The organism is Streptomyces sp. NPDC045899 (assembly GCF_056431485.1).
On record NZ_JBWKKP010000010.1, the window covers coordinates 255,312 to 273,712 of the forward strand.

Here is an 18,401-nt window from a genome sequence, read left to right on the forward strand (position 1 = left end):
GGCCATGCAGACCAATCCTTTCGAGGACCCGGAAACCGGCTTCCTCGCCCTGGTGAACGACGAGGGCCAGTACTCCCTGTGGCCCCACACCCTCGAGGCACCCGCGGGGTGGCACACCGCCTTCGGGCCCGCCAGCCGTCAGGATGCCCTCGACCACATCGAGACCCACTGGACCGATATGCGACCGCTCAGCCTGGTCCGCGCCACCGACACCGCACGCTCCTAGGAGTCCCCATGACCAACAGCCAGGAGCGGACGGACACCCGCTCCGCCGCGCCCGCCGGGCCGCTCGCCACGGCGCGGGAGCGGATGCGCAGGCCGTGGTTCGCGCTGTTCGCGGTCTGCTTCGCGCAGGCCGTCGTACTGCTCGACACCACCGCGGTCAATGTCGCGGTGCCCGCCATCACCACCGGGCTGGACACCGGGCTCACCCAGGTGCTGTGGGTGATCAACGCGTATCTGCTGTCCTTCGCCGTGCTGTTGGTCACCGGCGGGCGCCTCGGCGACCTGTTCGGCTCCCGCCGGGTGTTCCTGGCCGGTCTGCTGCTGTTCACCCTGGCCTCCGCCGCCTGCGGCTTCGCCCAGGACCCCGGACAGGCCATCGCCGCCCGCGCGCTCCAGGGCATCGGCGGCGCCCTGCTCACCCCGCAGACGCTGGTGATCATCAATCAGATGTTCCCGGCCGAGCGGCGCGGCGCGGCGCTCGGTATCTGGGGCTCCTTCGCGGGCATCGTGGCCGCCGCAGGACCCACCGTCGGCGGCATGCTGGTGGCCTCGCTGAGCTGGCGCTGGATCTTCTACATCAACATCCCGATCGGCCTGATCGGCGGTGCCCTGGTGCTGCTCTCGGTCCCCCGCCTGCCCAGCCGCAGCAGACCGCGGATCGACATCGTGGGATCGGTCCTGCTGTCGGTCGCCATGCTCGCGATCGTCTACGGGCTGCTGGAGGGCGAGTCGCACCACTGGGGCACGGTGTGGGGCCCGGTCACCGTTCCGGCCCTGGTCGTCGCCGGACTGCTGGTGCTCGGGGTGTTCTTCCTGGTCGAGCGTGGCCGCCAGGACAGCGATCCGCTGGTGCCCTTCGCGATGCTGCGCAACCGCAACTTCACCCTGATGTCCGCGGTGGTGTGCGTCCTGCCCTGCGGGCTCGGCGGCATGCTGCTGCTGACGGGGCTCTATCTCCAGGAGGTCCAGGACCTGTCCGCGTTCCGCGCCGGACTGGTGATCGCCGTCGCCCCCCTGGTGTCGGTGTTCCTGGCGCCGTACTCCGGACGGCTCACCGACCGGTTCGGCGGCAAGTACGTGATGATCACCGGGCTGCTCTCGTTCTCCGGGGGCATCGCGCTCATCGCCGCCCTGATCCGGGCCGACTCCGGGCCCGCCGCCGCGCTCCCCGGGCTGGTGTTCGTCGGCGTCGGCATGGGCGTGGCCTTCGCCCCCGCCAGCGTCGTCGCCTTCCAGGACATCGACCCCGCGATGGCCGGGGCGGCGTCCGGACTGTTCAACACCACCCGGCTGTGCGGCAGTCTGCTCGGCAGCGCGGCCGTCGGTGCGCTGCTGCAGACCCAGCTGGACCGCACCGATATGACCACCGCCATCCGCATCACCTATCTGCTGCCCGTCGCCATCATGCTGGCCGGTGCCGCCGCCACCCTCGCCGTCCGTGTGCGGCCGGCCGCACGGCCCGCGGAGGAGACGGCGGCCCCGCTGCCCGGCCCGGAGGCGACGTCCGAGGCGGCCGGCGGCTGACCCGTCGCCACACCCCGCCCCACCCGGAACGCCTCAGTACTTCAGGGAGAAGCATCCGATGGACTTCAGCCTCTTCTACTTCGCGGCCGGCCAGGAGGCCGGTGCCGACGGCTACCAGCTCCTGCTGGACGGCGCGCGCTTCGCCGACCGGCACGGCTTCAGTGCCGTCTGGACGCCCGAACGCCACTTCCACGAGTTCGGCGGCCCCTATCCCAACCCGGCGGTGACCGGCGCCGCCGTGGCCGCCGTCACGACACGGATCGGCATCCGGGCGGGCAGCGTCGTCGGCCCGCTGCACCACCCGGTGCGCCTGGCCGAGGACTGGTCGGTCGTGGACAACCTCTCCGGAGGCCGGGTCGGGCTCTCGTTCGCCTCCGGCTGGCACGCCAGGGACTTCATCCTCCGCCCGGAGAACTACGCCGACCGCCGCAACGTCCTCACCGACACCATCGGGACCGTCGAGCGCCTGTGGCAGGGGGAGTCCATAACCCGGCCCGACGGCGAGGGGGAACCGGCCGAGGTGCGCACCTTCCCCCGGCCCGTCCAGCCCCGGCTGCCGGTCTGGGTGACCAGCGCCGGAAGCCCGCAGACCTTCCAGGAGGCCGGGCGCCGCGGCTACGGACTGCTGACGCATCTGCTCGGCCAGGAACTGCCCGACCTGGAGAAGAAGATCGCCGAGTACCGGGCGCATCTGCCCGCGGACGAGGGCGCCCGCAATCCCGCGGCGGGCAAGGTGGCGCTGATGCTGCACACCTTCCTCGGCACCGACAAGGACGCGGTCCGCGAGACCGTCCGCGAGCCGTTCTCCGAGTACATCCGCAGCTCCCTCGGCCTGATCATGAAGGCGGCCGGGGACATCCTGCCGGGTGTCGATCCCGAAGACCTCGACCCCGAGGACACGGAGTTCCTCGTCCAGCGCTCGTTCGACCGCTACTTCACCACCGGCGGTCTCTTCGGCACCGTGGAAGACACCCTTCCGCTGCTGGCGCGGCTGGAGGCCATCGGCGTGGACGAGATCGCCTGTCTGATCGACTTCGGTGTCGCACCCGGACAGGTACTGGCCGGACTGGACCACCTCGGCGAGCTGCGCGCCGCCTGGGACCGGCAGCGCGGCGGCGACGACGTCCGGAGCGCCCGATGAAACTGTGTCTCATCTCCGGCACCACCGCGGCCGTCTCCGGCTGCCACCGGCTGACCGCGCTCATCCGCGACCGTGCGGAGGGCGTCGGGTTCGACACCCGGGAACTGGACCGCACCCTGCTCGCGCTGCCCGTGCTGGCGCCCGAGCGCTATGTCTCCGGTGAGCTCTTCGAGGACCTCGACGTCCGCCGGCTGCTGAAGGAGGTGGCGGAGGCCGACGCGGTCGTCCTCACCACACCGGTGCAGCACGGCAGTCTGTCGGGCGCCCTGAAGAACGCGCTGGACCACCTGCCGTCCACCGCGCTGCGCGGCAAACCGGTGCTGCTCGCCTCCGCGGCGGCCAGTCTCTACAACGGCGCCACCGCCTGTGACCACCTGCGATCGGTGGTCCGTGCGCTGGGCGGATGGTCCGCGCCCACCCAGATCGTGGCCGAGCGGTCCGAGCTGGCCCGCCCCGAGGCGGCCGAGGCGCTGCGCGGCCGGATCGACGCGGGGCTCGCCGAACTGCCGCCGCTGATCCGGGCGTTCCGCGAGGCCCCCGCGTCACTGGTGTGACCGCGGCCCCGAGGCGGCCGCCGCTACGGCGCGCGGGGACCGGGAACACCTCGTCGGTGTTCCCGGTCCCCGCTCGTATCGCGTGGCGCCGCCCCCGCTACGCGTCGCGCAGCGCGGGCCGCTTGATGAACTCGATGACCTCACCGTCCGGGCCGTGGACGAAGGCGACCTGAAGGGTCATCGGGGCGCTGCCCTTGGCCTCGACCTCGGCCGGTGCCATCAGCGGCCTGGCCCCGGCCTCGACCGCGCGCCGGAACAGCTCGGCGGGGTCACCGGTGCGCACCGCGAAGTGGACCAGCGCGGCGTGCCGGGCCCGCTCCTCGTCGCTCGGGCGGGTCGCGTCCGGGGAGAGCGGGTGGGCCGATCCGCCGGGCGGGGTGGAGGCGGCATCGAAGATCTCGATGATCCGGTCGTCACCGGCGTCCAGGAACACACAGCGGTGCACACCCGCCTCGGGCGCGGCCCACTCGCTGAGGAACCGGAACCCGAGGGCGTCGGTGTAGAAGCGGACGGTGGCGTCGAGGTCGTAGGCGCGCAGGGCGATGTGGTCGAGGCCCTGGTTGAGCGAGTCGGTGGACATGGGTCGGTCTCCTGGGTGCGGTGTGGTGGTGACGGCGGGCCGGGGCCGTGGGGTCCGGTGGCCCGCCAGGGGGTATGAGCCGGTCAGCGGGCCGTGTCCTCGGCGTCCCGCAGATACCGGTCTGCGGCGTCCAGCGGGGTGAGCCCGTCGATGTTGATCAGCTGATCGATCGCCTCGATACCGTCGTTGCCGAGGCGCAGGGTGCGCAGCCGCTCCAGAGCGGCCGGGGCGATGGTGGTCAGGGCGGTCCTGGTGACGACCGGACTCGCCGCGTCCGTTCCGCCGAGCAGCCCCTTGGGCTCGGCCAGCGGGCGCAGCCCGTGCACGCGGTTGAGGTACTGCGGCCGCCAGATCGGGATGACGAACCACTCCCGCTCGGCGATACCGCGTTCCACCCGGTGGATGAAGGACCGCTCGGTGCCGGGCCGGAACGCGTAGCCCGACCGGTCGAGCCCGTACTCCGCGATCATGCGGGCGGAGAAGCGGCTGATACCCGCCCCGGCGTTGATGCCGTCGAGGGCCCGGGTCATCCGGCCGGCGACCTCCGGCCGTGCCAGGTCGGCGACCTCGGCGACCGCCTCGACGGGTACGTACGGGGGTACGGCCCATACGCAGTAGGGCGCGTAGTGCGGGTCCAGCACCTGGACATCGTCCTCGTACCGGGCCAGATACGTGCCGTGGCTGGCGGGCAGCCAGGCCGAGACCAGCAGATCGATCTCCCCCGCCGCCTGGAGGCCGAAGAGCTGTTCGTGCGGCGCCTCGACACCGTGCACCTCATGCCCGGCGTCCTCCAGCACCCGGCGCACGACCGCGGCGGCCGCACGGTGGAACGAGAGGGCGATGTTACCCACCGTGAGGGACGGAGGGCGCGACGGTCCGGGCACGACGGCTCCTGTTCGGAGAAGGGGGAAGAGGGGGAGTGTGGCGGGGGCCGCCGTTCCCGGCGTCCTCGTGTGCCATCAGCCTGCACCACCCACAGCCCATGCGTCCAAGGACAGGATTTTGTCGGATCGATAAGCTGAGCGCATGGCTACGCTGCGTCAGCTGGAGTACTTCGTCGCGATCGCGGACGAGGGGTCGTTCACCCGTGCCGCCACCGGTCTGAACATCACCCAGCCCGGACTGTCGCACCAGTTCCAGGCCCTGGAGAAGGAGGTCGGCGGACGTCTGGTGGAACGGCTGCCGCGCGGGCTCCGGCTGACCGCCGCCGGGCGGGCGATGCTGCCCCCGGCGCGTGCGGCCATCGCCGACGCCCGGCGCGCGATGACGGCGGCCCGCCGCGCCACCGGCCTCGCCTCCGGCGATCTCCAGCTGGCGACGCTGTACTCGATCAGCTACGGGGTGCTGCCCAAGGTCCTCACCGTGTGGCGCTCCCGCCACCCGGACATGCGCATCACCCTCTTCGAGCACCAGCACATGAACGAACTGGCGGAGGCGATGGGCGCGGGCCAGGCGGACGTCGCCATCGGCCCGCCGCCGCCCGCGTGGCAGGGCACCGTCCGCTACCTCGGCACGGAGGAGTTCTTCCTGGTCACCTCGGCCGACGACCCTCTGGTCGAGCAGGTCTCCGGGACCTCGGTGCGCCTCGCGGACCTCGCCGAGCGCGAATGGGTCCACTTCACCCCCACCAGCGGCCTCGCCGATGTGCTCGATCAGGCGTGCACCACCGCCGGTTTCCGGCCGCGCGTCGCCGTACGCACCCAACAGGCCCCCTTCGCGGCCAACTTCGCAGCCTCCGGGATGGGACTCTCCCTCGTCCCCGGCAACAACGTCCCCGGTGACTTCACGGGCCGGCTCTTCCGACCGGATCCGCCGATCCGCAGGACGCTCACCGCGTACACCCACAGCAGTCCGGACTCCGTCACCGGCGCCTTCCTCGACCTCGTCGCGGAGGAGTGCGAGCTGATCCCGGCACATGTCCGCGCGAGCGTCGACGGCACCACCCCACCAGACGGCACCACCCCACCACAGGAAGGCCGATGACATGGCGAACCGCTGGACCGGAGTGACCATCGACTGCGTCGATGTGCCACGGGTGGCGGCGTTCTGGAGCGCGCTGCTGGACCGTCCGCCGGGGCCGACCCGCTCGGGCTGGGTCTACCTCGGCCGTCCCGGCGATCCACAGCCACGGCTCGTCTTCCAGCCCGTGACGGAGCCCAAGCAGGGCAAGGTCCGCCTTCACCTGGACATCGCGGTCGACGACATCGACCGGGGCATCGCCCAGGTGATCTCCCTCGGTGGCAGGTCCACCGGTGAGCGGCACGACTACGACGAGGGCGTGGTCGTGGTGATGACCGATCCCGAGGAGCATGAGTTCTGCCTGGTCCAGTACTACTGAGCGCCGTACGCCGCCGGATGCCGTGGCGTCAGGACGGGTCGGGCCGGGCGGACACCAGCGCCGTCCGGTCCGGCCGCCGCCATGGCCCGGCGGAGGGGTCGGCGAGCGGGGCGGGGAGAGGTCCGGGGGCGCCGGTCCGGACGAAGGAGATCCACGCGGCGCGGACTGCCCGCCCGAGGGCGGCCACCTCCCGCCAGGGCGTGGAGCCGAGCATCGGCGCGTGCCGCCAGGCCGCCTCCGACCCCAGCAGCAGGGGGAGTTCCAGACAGTGCGTGGCACCCAGCGGGGTACCGGACGGACGCCAGTCGAGCCGGTAGGCATGGGTGCGGGCGCCCGCCCCGCGCAATTCGGCGGCGAGCCGGCCCAAGGGCTCCCGGTAGTGGAGCCGGGTGCGTTCGCCGACGTCGGAGGGTTCACCACGACCCGGCGGAAAGGCGGACATGTCATCGGCGTTCCACCCGTGGAACACATCCGTGCCATGCACACCCGGGTCCGGCGGCGCCGTGTCCGGCAGCGCCGGCACCCCGGACACCGGGGTGAACGGCGGCTCCAGGACACGTCCGGTGCGCTGCCGGTGGTCGGCGGCGAGCCGCGCCTGCACCGCCAGCAGCGCCGCGACGGGCGCCGTGCGGGGATCGGCGGTGCCCAGCCGGCGCAGATGGTCGGCGAAGACCCGGCCGGTCTCCGCCGCGTCCCGCGCGGGCCGGGTGGCGATGGCGAGTGGCGGGCTCTGCAGCACCACACGGTGGAACAGGCCCCGTGCCACGGGCATCCGCATCAGCAGCACGGCGGAGAGGGCGCCGGCCGACTGTCCGGCGACCGTGACATTGTCCGGGTCACCGCCGTACCCGGCGATATGCTCCCGGACCCACCGCAACGCCGCCACCTGGTCCCACAGACCGAGGTTCCCCTCGGACACCCCGTCCAGGAACAGATAACCGAGCGCTCCCAGACGGTAGTTGACGCTCACGACCACCATCCCGCCCTCCCGGGCGAGGTCCCCGGCGTCGTACCAGGCACACAGCCCGGAACCGCTGCTGAAGCCCCCGCCGTGCAACCAGACCAGCACCGGGCGCTTCCCGCCGCCGCGCCCGGATCCGGGCGCGGTGACGGTGAGCCGCAGGCAGTCCTCGTCCTGGACCAGCCGGTCCCGGGGCGGGCCCATCACCGCGTCCAGCCGGGACGGGAGCTGGGGGCAGATCAGGGCGCGCGGCGGGGTCCGCTCCTCCCCGGTCACCGGCCGGGGGAGGCCGAACCGCCGGGCGGTGGCGTAGCGGAGCGGACCGCTGCGCAGAACGGGGACGCCGCTCACGCCTCTGAGGCGAATTCGGGGAGCCGGGCGGTTCCGGCACCCGGCCGTGGCTCGGGGACCGTACGGAACAGTGCCACCGCACCGGCCAGGCTCAGTGCGCAGACGGCCACGAGGTACCAGGTGACACCGGCCGAGGAGGCGTCCGGGCCGACCAGCGCGGTGGAGATCATCGGGGCCAGTCCGCCACCGAGGACGGCCCCCGCCTGGAGGATCAGGGACGAACCGGAGTAGCGGACCCGGGCGGGGAAGGTGTCCGCGATGATGGCGCCCTGGACGCAGTGCGTCACCGGGATGATCAGGCCCATCCCGGCGAGGGCGACCAGCGCGAGCGCGTTGTTCCCGGTGTCGAGCAGGGGGAAGAACACCGCGCACCACACCAGGATGGCGGCCGATCCGGCGAGGAACATGGTGCGCCGTCCGTGCCGGTCGGCGACGCCGGTCCACACCGGGATGGTGGCGAACCACAGTACGGCCGCCCCGCTCACCCCGAGCACCAGGAACTGCTTGTCGTAGCCCGCGTGCTGGGTGCCGTAGGACAGCGTGAACACCATGAAGACATAGGCGACGGCGGAGTTGGCCACCACCGCGAGCAGGGTCAGCGCCAGCCGGACCACACCCACCTGGAGGGCCGCGGCGAGCGGGAAGCGCGCCACCTCACCCCGCTCCCGCACCTGGTCGAAGGAGGGGGACTCCTCGATCCGCAGCCGTATCACCAGCCCGGCCGCCACCAGCACGACGCTGAACAGGAACGGGATCCGCCACGCCCACGCGGTGAACGCGGCGTCCCCCGCGAGGGCGTTGGTCCCGAGGAAGGCGAGGTTGGCGACGACCAGTCCGGCCGGGGTGCCCATCTGCGGGAAGCCCGCGTACAGATTGCGCCGCCCGGCCGGGGCGTGCTCCATCGACATCAGGGTGGCGCCCGCCCCCTCACCGCCGAGCCCGATGCCCTGCACGACACGCAGCACGACGAGGAGGAAGGGGGCCCACAGCCCGATGGTGTCGTAGGTGGGGACCAGGCCGATGAGCGTGGAGCCCAGCCCCATCAGGAGCAGCGAGACGACGAGGGTGGCGCGGCGGCCCACCCGGTCGCCGAAGTGTCCGAAGACCAGTCCGCCCAGTGGCCGGGCGATGAACCCGACGGCGAGCGTGGCGAAGGAGGCGAGGGTACCGGCGGTGGGGCTGAGGGAGGGGAAGAACTGCTGGTTGAAGATGAGAGCGGCGGCGGTTCCGTAGAGGAAGAAGTCGTACCACTCCAGGGTGGTGCCGACGAGGGTGGCGATCGCCGTTCTGCTCACGCCCCCGGGGGGCCGTGCTGCGGTGCTCATGGGGAGACCTCTCGCTGGTGGCGGCGGGCGATGGGGTGTGTATCGCTGGATCCTCACGGCACCGCACATGGCGCACAAATACCGAAGCGGGGCGCCGCCATAGCGGTTTCGCTATAGCGGGCGGCCAGAAGCGCCGCTAGGTCCCGCCCCGCCGGGAAGGCCACGCCTCGTATGCGCCATGCAAAAACCGGTATAGCGGACCACGAGAAGGTCATTTGTCAGGCATGACCACGGGTTCCAGGGTGGAAGCCATGACGGCACCCACCCCGCGCTGGATCCGCAACTTCGTCGACGGACACCTCGTCGAACCCGACGAACGCCACGGCTTCGACGCCATCGACCCGGCCACCGGACATGTGCACGCCCGTGTCCACGAGGCCGGCGCCCCCCTGGTGGACCGCGCCGTGACGGCCGCCCGGCGCGCGCTGCCCGGCTGGTCGGCCACCCCGGTGCGGGAGCGCACCGAGGTGCTGCGGCGGGCGGCCGCCCTGATCGAGGAGCGCCGCGAGGAGTTCACCGCGGCCGAGGTCGCGGACACCGGCAAGCCCGTCACCCAGGCCCGCGAGCTGGACGTGGCCCGCGCCGTCACCAACTTCCGCACCTTCGCGGACCTGGTGGCCGCGGCCGGTCAGGAGTCATGTCTGACCGATCTGCCGGACGGACGTCGGGCCCTCAACTACGCGGTGCGCAAACCCCTCGGCGTGGTCGCGGTCATCGTCCCGTGGAACCTGCCGCTGCTGCTGCTCACCTGGAAGGTGGCCCCGGCCCTGGCCTGCGGCAACACCGTGGTGGTCAAGCCGAGCGAGGAGACACCGGGCACCGCGGCGCTGCTCGGCGGGGTACTGGCCGAGGCGGGTCTGCCGGCCGGCGCGTACAACGTGGTGCACGGCTTCGGGCCCGGTTCGGCCGGTGAACACCTCACCACCCACCCCGGGATCGACGGCGTCACCTTCACCGGCTCCTCGGCCACCGGCGCCCATGTCATGCGGACCGTGGCGCCCCGGGTACGGCCGGTCTCCTTCGAACTCGGTGGCAAGAACGCGGCGCTGGTCTTCGCCGACGCCGACCTCGAGGAGACCCTCGACGGGCTGACCCGCTCGGTGTTCTCCAACACCGGGCAGGTCTGCCTCTGCACCGAGCGGGTCTACGTGCAGCGGGAGGTGTTCGCCGACATCGCCGACGGACTGGTGGAACGGGCCCGCGCGCTACGGCTGGGCCGCCCCGCCGACGCGGCGACCACCACCGGCCCGCTGATCTCCACGGCCCACCGGGAGAAGGTGCGCGGCTACGCGGAACTGGCCGAACGGGCGGGCGCGACGGTCCTCACCGGTGGTGGCGTCCCGACACTGGGCGACGGCCTGGACGGTGGCTCCTGGTTCGAGCCCACCCTCTGGACGGGGCTGGACCACACCGCCCGGCCGGTGCGCGAGGAGATCTTCGGCCCGGTGGCCGCGCTGCTCCCGTTCGACACCGAGGAGGAGGCCGTGGCACTCGCCAACGACACCGCATACGGGCTGGCCGCCTCGGTGTGGACGCGGGACCTGCGACGCGGCCACCGGGTGGCCCAGGCGATGGACGTCGGCACGGCCTGGGTCAACACCTGGTTCCTGCGCGACCTGCGCGCGCCCTTCGGCGGGACGGGCCTGTCCGGCCTGGGCCGCGAGGGCGGCGACGCCTCGCTCCACTTCTACACCGAGCCCACCAATGTGTGCGTCCGGCTGTGATGTCCCGGCGCGTGTCCGCGCCCGGACCCGACCTGGACCGATGGACCAGCCGCCGCCCCGACGGGCGGGCGGCGAGGAGGAGTGATCGTGGACGCAACAGAGACGACGGCGGCGCTGGCCGACCGGCTGGACACCGCGCGGACCACCCGGACCGCCGTCCCCAGCCTCGCCGACACCCACCGGCTGGACGTGGACGGCGCGTACGCCGTCCAACGGGCCCTGGTCGCCCGGCGACGGGCCCGCGGTGAACGGCTCACCGGGGTCAAACTGGGCTTCACCAGCGAGGCCAAGATGGCGCAGATGGGCGTCAGCGAGGTCATCGTCGGACGGCTCACCGACGCCATGCGGGTGACCGACGACGGGGATCTCGCGCTCGGGGGGCTGATCCACCCCAAGGTCGAACCGGAGATCGCCTACCGGCTCGGTCGCGATGTGGACCCCGGGGACCCGACGGACTTCCTCCTGGCGGCCGTCGACGCGGTGGCTCCCGCGCTGGAGGTCATCGACTCCCGCTACCGAGACTTCCGCTTCACCTACGAGGACGTCATCGCCGACAACACCTCCGCCGCCGCCTATGTCCTGGGCCCCTGGAGCCCGCCGCGGGACCTGCGCGACCTGAAGGTCGTACTGACCAGCGGCACCCAGGAGACCACCGGTTCCACCTCGGCGATCCTCGGCGACCCCGCCCGGGCGCTGCGCGCGCTGCGGGACATCTGCCACCGCCGGGTGATCCCGCTGCGGGCCGGCGACGTGGTCCTCGCCGGAGCGGCCACCGCCGCGGTGCCGCTCACCGCCGGGACCACCCGCGCCGAGGTCGAGGGCCTCGGCGCCGTCACCGTGCGGGGGGTGTGATGGACCGGGCACGCGTCGTCCCCGGGAAGGCCACGCCCCGGGGCCGGTTCCCGCACCTGCGACGGGCCGGGGAGTTCGTCTATGTCTCCGGCACCAGCTCACGGCGACCGGACAACACCTTCGCCGGGGTCCGTGCCGATGAGACGGGCACCACCGACCTCGACATCCGGGCGCAGACCGCCGCGGTCATCGAGAACATCCGCGACATCCTCGCCGACGTGGGCGCCGGCCTCTCCGATCTGGTGCAGGTGACCAGCTATCTGGTCTCCATGAACGACTTCGGCGGCTACAACGAGGTGTACGGCCGGTACTTCGACGAAAGTGGTCCCACCCGGACCACCGTCGCCGTGCACCAGCTTCCCCACCCCCATCTGCTCATCGAGATCCAGGCCGTGGCCCATGTGCCGTCCGCCGCCGCCCCGGCCTCCGACACCCCCTCCGCGAAGGAGTCCCCATGACCGGCATCCCCGAAGTGATCGACTTCCAGGGCTGGATCACCGACCACGCCCATCTGCTCACACCCCCGGTGAACAACCGGACGATGGCGCTCGGTGACGACTTCATCGTGCAGGTCGTCGGCGGCCCCAATCAGCGCACCGACTTTCATATCGACCCGTACGAGGAGTGGTTCTACCAGGTCAAGGGGGATATGCACGTCAACCTGATGACCGAGGAGGGTCCGCGCACCGTACATATCCCCCAGGGCTCGTGCTGGCTGCTCCCGGGCAATGTCCCGCACTCCCCGCAGCGCCCCGACCCGGACTCGGTGGGGCTGGTCATCGAACGGGTCAGGGAAGAGGGCACCCTGGAGAAGTTCCGCTGGTACTGCGTCGCCTGCCACGCACCGGTGCACGAGGTGGAACTCCAGGTGCGGGACATCGTGGCCGACCTGCCGCCGGTCTTCGAGGCGTTCTACCGCGACGAGCGGGCCCGCACCTGCCCCGCCTGCGGCGCCCCGCACCCCGGGAAGGGCTGAGCGGTGGCGGACCTGATCGACGTCCACACCCACTATGTGCCGCACGGCTGGCCGGATCTGTCGGGGGTGGGCGGCCCGGAGGCCCCGTGGCTGCGGATCGAGTCCGAGGCGGAGGCCATGATCATGATGGGCTCCAAGGAGTTCCGCCGGGTCGGGGCGGACTGCTGGGACGCCGAGGTCCGGCTGCGCGACATGGACGACGACGGGGTGGCCACCCAGGTGGTGTCGCCCACCCCGGCGTTCTTCTCCTACGGGCGCGACGGAGCCGAGGCCGCGAAGATCGCCCGGATCTTCAACGACCTGGCGCTGGAGATCGTCGCCCCGGCCCCCGAACGGCTGCTGCCGTTCTGTCAGGTGCCCCTCCAGGATCCGGACGCCGCCTGCCGGGAGCTGGAGCGCTGTGTCGCGGCCGGGCACCGGGGTGTCGAGATCGGCAACCACGTCGGTGACCGGGACCTGGACAGCGCGGGGGTGGTCACCTTCCTCCAGCACTGCGCCGCGCTGGACGTACCGGTCTTCGTGCACCCGTGGGACATGGACAACTCGCCCCGGCTGGACCGGTGGATGGCGCGCTGGCTGACCGCGATGCCCGCCGAGACACATCTGTCGATCCTGGCCATGGTGCTGGGCGGGGTCTTCGACCGGGTGGACGAGCGGCTGCGGATCTGCTTCGCGCACGGTGGCGGCTCGTTCGCCTTCTGGCTGGGCCGGATGGAGAACGCCTGGTACGGGCGGAACGACGTGGTCGGCACCTCGCTGCACCCGCCCTCGCACTACCTGGGCCGCTTCTACGTCGACTCGGTGGTCTTCGACGACCGGGCGCTGCGGCTGCTGGTGGACACGGTCGGCGAGGACCGGGTGATGATCGGCAGCGACTACCCCTACCCGCTGGGCGAGCGCCCGGTGGGCGCGGTGGTCGGCAAGAGCGGCTTCCTCGGCGAGCGGGCCCGGCGCAAGATCGAGCGCGGTAACGCCCGGCGCTATCTGGGGCTCTGACGTCCCCCCGGCCCGCCGTGCCCCGCCCCGCCGGGCCCGGCTGTCTCCCCGTCGGGCCCGGCCGCCTCCCCGTCCTGCGGACGTCCGCCGCCGGACATCCCGGCGGCGGCCTCCTCCAGGCTCCGGACCATCGCCCGCGCCGAGGGGCTCAGCGTACGGGTGGCCGAAGTGGTCACCCCCACGCTGTGCCCGACGGCCTCCAGCGGGACCGGGAGCTGCGCCAGTCTGCCGTCGTCACGGACCAGGAGCGCGGGCAGTGCGGCCACCACGTCCGTCTCCAGCAGGAGCTGGCGCACCGTCAGGAAGGAGGTGGTCTCCACCCGGTTCTCCGGGAGACCGAGCCCGTGCCGGGCGAAGAGCCCCTCCACCTCCCCACGCAGCGCGGTCTGCGGTCCGGGCAGGATCCACGGATAGGCCACCAGATCGGCGAACCGGATCCCGGAGGTGCCGACCAGCGGATGGCCCGCCCGCACCGTCAGCTCGATCGACTCCTCGTAGAGCGGCCGGCGCAGCAGCCCTTCCCCGGAGGGCGCGGTCAGCCGGCCCACCACCAGGTCGATCCGGCCCGCCTCCAGCCCCAGCAGCAGCTCCTCGGGGGTGGACTCGCGCACGATCACCGTCAGATGGGGGTGGTCATGCTTCAGGGCGGCGATCGCGCGGGGCAGCAGGATGTTGGACCCGGCCAGATGGGTGCCGACCACCACCGTCCCGCGGTCCGCCTCGGCCAGCTCCACCACATGCCGCCCGGCCTGGACGAGTTGCGCCAGCACCGCCCGCGCGTGCTGGGTGAACGCCTCGCCGAAGACCGTGGGCGTCACCCCGCGGGGACCGCGCTCGTACAGCTCCACCCCGAGGATGTCCTCCACCTCGTGCAGGCTGCGGGTGGCGGCGGGCTGGGTCACATGGAGTTCGGCGGCGGCGCTGACGACCGTGCCCTGCCGCGAGAGGGCGTCCACCAGCAGCAGGTGGCGCACCTTGAGCCGGCCGTCGAACAGGCGGGGCATCTCCACGCCACGACAGTATCCGACTCCCCGGCCGGACGGCTCCGGTCAGCCGCCGTGGCCGCCGCGCAGCACCCGGGAGAGGCCGAGCGCGGCCGTCCGGACGGCGGGGGCGAGCCGGGCCGCGCTGAACCGCTCCCGGGGCACGGCCACCGAGAGCGCGGCCACCACCGTCCCCCGGGCGAACACCGGCGCGGCGATACAGCTGACCCCGGGCGCTGCTTCCTCCTCCTCGTAGGCGAGTCCGGCGACCTGCGCCTTCTCCAGGGCCGAGCGCAACAGCACCGGATCGGTGATCGAGCGGGGCGTGAGGCTCCGCAGCGGGTGGGCGAGCACCTCGTCGGTCAACTCCGGCCCGGAGAAGGCGAGCAGCGCCTTGCCCACCCCGGTGCAGCTCAGCGGCAGGCTGCCACCGATGCGGGAGGGCAGCCGCAGCGCGTCATGGCCGTGTACGCGCTCCACGTACACCACGTCCAGGCCCTCGCGGACGCCGAGGTGGACCGTCTCCCGGGTGGCCTCGAAGAGGTCCTGGAGGAACGGCAGCGCCGCCTCCCGCAGATCCCGGCGCCGGGGCACCCGCGCGCCCAGCTCGAAGAGCTTCGCTCCGAGCCGGTACCGGTGCCCGGTGCGCTCCAGCCACCCCAGCCGGACCAGATCGGCGGCGAGCCGGTGCGCGGTCGGCTTCGGCAGTCCGGTCCGCTCACAGAGTTCCGACAGGCGGTACGACTCCCGCTCCGGAGCGAAGCAGTCCAGGATCAGTCCCGCTTTGTCCAGCATGTTCCCGGCGGCATTGTTCCGTGTCACGGAACGAACTTTGCCGCAGCCGCCGAGCCCTGTCTATACCGGAACCTCCCCGCCCGGACCCGCGCCCCCACCGCTCGGGTGTCCGCACCACCCCACCGCCGTCCCCCTCCCGGAGGCCGTCCCATGCCCGCACCCCCTGTCCGCACCACGTCCGAAGCCATCAACGAGGCGGCCGACGCCCTCGACCGGGCCGCCCGCACCCTGGTGCCCTGCCCCCCGGTGCGCACCCTCTTCGACGAGGGCGACCTCGCCTCCGCCTACGCGGTGCAGCGGCTCACCGTCCGCCGCGCGCTCGCCGAGGGGCGCCGCACCACCGGCCGCAAGATCGGGCTGACCTCCCCGGCCGTACAGCGCCAGCTCGGCGTGGACCAGCCCGACTTCGGCACCCTCTTCGCCGACATGGCGGTCCCCGGCGGTGTGGTCCCGGCCGGACTGCTGCTCCAGCCCAAGGTGGAGGCCGAGGTCGCACTGGTCCTCGGACGGGATCTGCCCCAGCACCTGTGCACCCCGCGGGATGTGCTGCGCGCGGTCGCGTACGCGCTCCCCGCCCTGGAGATCGTCGACAGCCGGGTGGCGGACTGGGACATCTCCATCGTCGACACCATCGCCGACAACGCCTCCTGCGGTCTCTACGTCCTCGGGGACCGCCCCGTCCCGCTCGGCACCCTCGACCTGAGCACGGTCACCATGACCCTGGAACGCTCCGGGGCCACCGTCTCCGAAGGGACCGGCGCCGACTGCCTGGGCAGCCCGCTCGCCGCCGCGGCCTGGCTGGCCTCCGCCCTGGCCCAGCGGGGCGACCCGCTGCGCGCAGGGGAGACGCTGCTGACCGGTGCGCTCGGCCCGATGGTCCCCGCCGCCCCCGGCGACGCCTTCGAAGCCCGGATCTCCCACCTGGGCTCCGTACGGGTCGAGTTCGCCCCCGAGGGGAGCGGACGATGAGCCGGGACACCGCCGCCCGCACCAAGGTCGCCGTCATCGGCTCCGGCAACATCGGAACCGACCTGATGATCAAGGTGCTACGGCTCTCCGAGAGCCTGGAGATCGCCGCCATGGCGGGCATCGACCCCGGCTCCGACGGCCTCGCCCGCGCCCGCCGACTGGGCGTCGCCACCACCCACGAGGGCGTCGAAGGGCTCGTGGCCATGGAGGAGTTCACCGATGTGGAGATCGTCTTCGACGCCACCTCGGCCGGTGCCCACCGCCGCCACGACCAGGTGCTCCGCCCCCTGGGCCGGACCCTGGTCGACCTCACCCCCGCCGCGCTCGGCCCGTTCGTGGTCCCCCCGGTCAACGGCACCGCCCACCTCGACGCCCCCAACGTCAACATGGTCACCTGCGGCGGCCAGGCCACCATCCCGGTGGTCGCCGCCATCGGGGCCGTCACCCCGGTGCACTACGGCGAGATCGTCGCCTCCATCGCCTCCCGCTCCGCCGGGCCCGGCACCCGCGCCAACATCGACGAGTTCACCGAGACCACCGCGCGCGCCGTCGAACGGGTCGGCGGCGCCACCCGGGGCAAGGCGATCATCATCCTCAACCCGGCCGAACCCCCGCTCATCATGCGGGACACCGTGCACTGCCTGGTCTCCGCGTGCGCCACCGAGGACATCACCGCCTCCGTCGAGGAGATGGCCGACCGGGTACGGACCTACGTCCCCGGCTACCGGCTCAAACAGCGGGTGCAGTTCGAGCCGGTGGCCCCCGACGACCCGCTGTGCGGGCTGCTCCCACCCGACGCCACCGGACCCGCCCTGCGCGTCTCGGTCTTCCTCGAGGTCGAGGGCGCCGCGCACTACCTCCCGGCCTACGCCGGCAACCTCGACATCATGACCTCCGCCGCGCTGCGCACCGCCGAACGCCTCGCCGCCCACCGCACCGCCCAGAGGGAGCCCCGATGACCACCTCCGGCACCGTCCCGTCCGGCCCGCTCCTCGTCCAGGACGTCACCCTGCGGGACGGTATGCACGCCGTCCGGCACCGGTACACCGTCGACCAGGCCCGCGCCATCGCGGCCGCGCTGGACGCGGCCGGGGTCGGCGCCATCGAGATCGCCCACGGCGACGGACTCTCCGGCTCCAGCGTCAACTACGGCATCGGCGCCCATACGGACTGGGAGTGGATCGAGGCGGTGACCGACAGCGCCCGGCACGCCGTCCCCACCACGCTGCTGCTCCCCGGTATCGGGACCGTCGCGGACCTGCGCCGCGCCCACGCCCTCGGCATCCGCTCGGTCCGCGTCGCCACCCACTGCACCGAGGCCGATATCTCCGCCCAGCACATCGACGCCGCCCGTGAGCTGGGCATGGACGTCGCCGGATTCCTGATGATGTCCCATATGGCCGAACCCGCCGAACTCGCCCGCCAGGCGAAGCTGATGGAGTCCTACGGCGCCCGGTGCGTCTACGTCACGGACTCCGGCGGCCGGCTCACCATGGACGGGGTCCGTGACCGCCTCCGCGCCTACCGCGACATCCTCGACCCGGCCACCGAACTGGGCATCCACGCCCACCACAACCTCACCCTGGGCGTCGCCAACTCCGTCGTCGCCGTGGAGAACGGCGCCGTCCGCGTCGACGCGTCCCTCGCGGGCCAGGGCGCCGGTGCGGGCAACTGCCCCCTGGAGGCGTTCATCGCCGTCGCCGACCTGATGGGCTGGGAGCACGGCTGCGACCTCTTCCCCCTGATGGACGCCGCCGACGACCTGGTCCGCCCGCTCCAGGACCGTGAGGTCCGTGTCGACCGCGAAACCCTCAGCCTCGGCTACGCCGGGGTCTACTCCAGCTTCCTCCGGCACGCCGAGGCCGCCGCCGTCCGCCACGGACTCGACACCCGCTCCCTCCTCGTCGAGGTGGGCCGCCGGGCCATGGTCGGCGGTCAGGAGGACATGATCACCGATATCGCCCTGGATCTGGTGGCGGGCCGAGAGGAAATCGAACGGCGTCACCTTTGAGATCGGCCTTTCACTCGAAGGGGGATTCCCCGCCGGGTGGATTCATCTGATCGCCCGCCGATATTCTCAATCCGCTTCGGGAGAACCGTTCAGCAC

The 18,401-nt window shown here is 72.5% G+C and carries 20 protein-coding genes; 14 read left to right on the plus strand and 6 right to left on the minus strand.

The window, feature by feature from the left end; translation table 11 throughout:
* Positions 1 to 4: 4 nt before the first annotated feature.
* Genes AC07FT_RS17605 through AC07FT_RS17620 form a run of 4 tightly spaced genes read left to right on the plus strand, consistent with a single transcriptional unit; the run spans position 5 to position 3,444 of the window.
* Positions 5 to 226 (plus strand): MbtH family protein, encoded by a 222-nt coding sequence (locus tag AC07FT_RS17605; protein ID WP_479176964.1) that lies wholly within the window; start codon positions 5 to 7, stop codon positions 224 to 226.
* Positions 227 to 234: 8 nt separating this feature from the next.
* The gene (locus AC07FT_RS17610; protein WP_479176965.1) at positions 235 to 1,749 is read left to right on the plus strand and encodes an MFS transporter; all 1,515 of its coding nucleotides are present in this window, start codon (positions 235 to 237) and stop codon (positions 1,747 to 1,749) included.
* Between the two features lie 58 nt (positions 1,750 to 1,807).
* Positions 1,808 to 2,890, plus strand: coding sequence for a MupA/Atu3671 family FMN-dependent luciferase-like monooxygenase (locus AC07FT_RS17615; protein WP_479176966.1), 1,083 nt, complete (start codon positions 1,808 to 1,810; stop codon positions 2,888 to 2,890).
* Positions 2,887 to 3,444, plus strand: a complete 558-nt coding sequence (locus AC07FT_RS17620) for an NADPH-dependent FMN reductase (RefSeq protein WP_479176967.1) — start codon at positions 2,887 to 2,889, stop codon at positions 3,442 to 3,444. The genes AC07FT_RS17615 and AC07FT_RS17620 overlap by 4 nt, the downstream gene beginning before the upstream one ends.
* Positions 3,445 to 3,541: 97 nt before the next feature.
* Here the strand turns inward: AC07FT_RS17620 and AC07FT_RS17625 are convergent, their stop codons facing one another.
* Both AC07FT_RS17625 and AC07FT_RS17630 read right to left on the minus strand, forming a co-directional pair.
* Positions 3,542 to 4,024 carry a VOC family protein gene (locus AC07FT_RS17625; protein WP_479176968.1) on the minus strand — a complete coding sequence of 161 codons (483 nt, stop codon included), beginning with the start codon at positions 4,022 to 4,024 and terminating at the stop codon, positions 3,542 to 3,544.
* Between the two features lie 83 nt (positions 4,025 to 4,107).
* Positions 4,108 to 4,875, minus strand: coding sequence for a glycine betaine ABC transporter substrate-binding protein (locus AC07FT_RS17630; RefSeq protein ID WP_479176969.1), 768 nt, complete (start codon positions 4,873 to 4,875; stop codon positions 4,108 to 4,110).
* Positions 4,876 to 5,050: 175 nt separating this feature from the next.
* Between AC07FT_RS17630 and AC07FT_RS17635 the strand changes: the two genes are divergently transcribed.
* Together AC07FT_RS17635 and AC07FT_RS17640 are read left to right on the plus strand one after the other, a co-directional pair.
* The gene (locus tag AC07FT_RS17635; protein ID WP_479176970.1) at positions 5,051 to 6,007 is read left to right on the plus strand and encodes a LysR family transcriptional regulator; all 957 of its coding nucleotides are present in this window, start codon (positions 5,051 to 5,053) and stop codon (positions 6,005 to 6,007) included.
* Between the two features lies 1 nt (position 6,008).
* Entirely contained in the window at positions 6,009 to 6,362 is a 354-nt protein-coding gene (locus tag AC07FT_RS17640; protein WP_479176971.1) for a VOC family protein, read from the plus strand.
* Between the two features lie 28 nt (positions 6,363 to 6,390).
* Here AC07FT_RS17640 and AC07FT_RS17645 read toward each other — a convergent pair whose 3' ends face one another.
* Together AC07FT_RS17645 and AC07FT_RS17650 are read right to left on the minus strand one after the other, a co-directional pair.
* Positions 6,391 to 7,674, minus strand: coding sequence for a carboxylesterase family protein (locus tag AC07FT_RS17645; protein WP_479176972.1), 1,284 nt, complete (start codon positions 7,672 to 7,674; stop codon positions 6,391 to 6,393).
* Positions 7,671 to 8,999 carry an MFS transporter gene (locus AC07FT_RS17650; protein ID WP_479176973.1) on the minus strand — a complete coding sequence of 443 codons (1,329 nt, stop codon included), beginning with the start codon at positions 8,997 to 8,999 and terminating at the stop codon, positions 7,671 to 7,673. Before AC07FT_RS17650 ends, AC07FT_RS17645 begins: the two co-directional genes overlap by 4 nt.
* Before the next feature lie 251 nt (positions 9,000 to 9,250).
* Here AC07FT_RS17650 and AC07FT_RS17655 point away from each other — a divergent pair, with 251 nt between their 5' ends.
* From AC07FT_RS17655 to AC07FT_RS17675, 5 genes are all read left to right on the plus strand, one after another.
* On the plus strand, positions 9,251 to 10,723 hold the full coding sequence (locus tag AC07FT_RS17655) for a 2-hydroxymuconic semialdehyde dehydrogenase (protein WP_479176974.1): 1,473 nt from the start codon (positions 9,251 to 9,253) through the stop codon (positions 10,721 to 10,723).
* Between the two features lie 87 nt (positions 10,724 to 10,810).
* Positions 10,811 to 11,575, plus strand: a complete 765-nt coding sequence (locus AC07FT_RS17660; RefSeq protein ID WP_432011860.1) for a 2-keto-4-pentenoate hydratase — start codon at positions 10,811 to 10,813, stop codon at positions 11,573 to 11,575.
* Positions 11,575 to 12,033, plus strand: coding sequence for a RidA family protein (locus tag AC07FT_RS17665; RefSeq protein WP_479176975.1), 459 nt, complete (start codon positions 11,575 to 11,577; stop codon positions 12,031 to 12,033). The genes AC07FT_RS17660 and AC07FT_RS17665 overlap by 1 nt, the downstream gene beginning before the upstream one ends.
* A complete protein-coding gene (locus tag AC07FT_RS17670; protein WP_471197758.1) occupies positions 12,030 to 12,551 on the plus strand; it encodes a 3-hydroxyanthranilate 3,4-dioxygenase in 522 nt (173 codons plus the stop codon). The genes AC07FT_RS17665 and AC07FT_RS17670 overlap by 4 nt, the downstream gene beginning before the upstream one ends.
* A gap of 3 nt (positions 12,552 to 12,554) precedes the next feature.
* On the plus strand, positions 12,555 to 13,547 hold the full coding sequence (locus AC07FT_RS17675) for an amidohydrolase family protein (RefSeq protein ID WP_471197755.1): 993 nt from the start codon (positions 12,555 to 12,557) through the stop codon (positions 13,545 to 13,547).
* On the opposite strand, the gene AC07FT_RS17680 is transcribed toward AC07FT_RS17675, so the two are convergent.
* A complete protein-coding gene (locus tag AC07FT_RS17680) occupies positions 13,532 to 14,557 on the minus strand; it encodes a LysR substrate-binding domain-containing protein (protein ID WP_479176976.1) in 1,026 nt (341 codons plus the stop codon). The two genes, AC07FT_RS17675 and AC07FT_RS17680, sit on opposite strands and share 16 nt — an antisense overlap.
* A 39-nt stretch (positions 14,558 to 14,596) precedes the next feature.
* Positions 14,597 to 15,325 carry an IclR family transcriptional regulator gene (locus AC07FT_RS17685; RefSeq protein WP_479176998.1) on the minus strand — a complete coding sequence of 243 codons (729 nt, stop codon included), beginning with the start codon at positions 15,323 to 15,325 and terminating at the stop codon, positions 14,597 to 14,599.
* 150 nt (positions 15,326 to 15,475) lie between these two features.
* On the opposite strand from AC07FT_RS17685, the gene AC07FT_RS17690 reads away from it, so the two are divergent.
* Genes AC07FT_RS17690 through dmpG form a run of 3 tightly spaced genes read left to right on the plus strand, consistent with a single transcriptional unit; the run spans position 15,476 to position 18,305 of the window.
* Positions 15,476 to 16,294 carry a 2-keto-4-pentenoate hydratase gene (locus tag AC07FT_RS17690; RefSeq protein ID WP_471197750.1) on the plus strand — a complete coding sequence of 273 codons (819 nt, stop codon included), beginning with the start codon at positions 15,476 to 15,478 and terminating at the stop codon, positions 16,292 to 16,294.
* Positions 16,291 to 17,253, plus strand: coding sequence for an acetaldehyde dehydrogenase (acetylating) (locus AC07FT_RS17695; RefSeq protein WP_479176977.1), 963 nt, complete (start codon positions 16,291 to 16,293; stop codon positions 17,251 to 17,253). Before AC07FT_RS17690 ends, AC07FT_RS17695 begins: the two co-directional genes overlap by 4 nt.
* Complete coding sequence (gene dmpG / locus AC07FT_RS17700) at positions 17,250 to 18,305, plus strand: 4-hydroxy-2-oxovalerate aldolase (protein ID WP_479176978.1); 1,056 nt, start codon at positions 17,250 to 17,252, stop codon at positions 18,303 to 18,305. The genes AC07FT_RS17695 and dmpG overlap by 4 nt, the downstream gene beginning before the upstream one ends.
* The last annotated feature ends 96 nt before the right edge of the window (positions 18,306 to 18,401 follow it).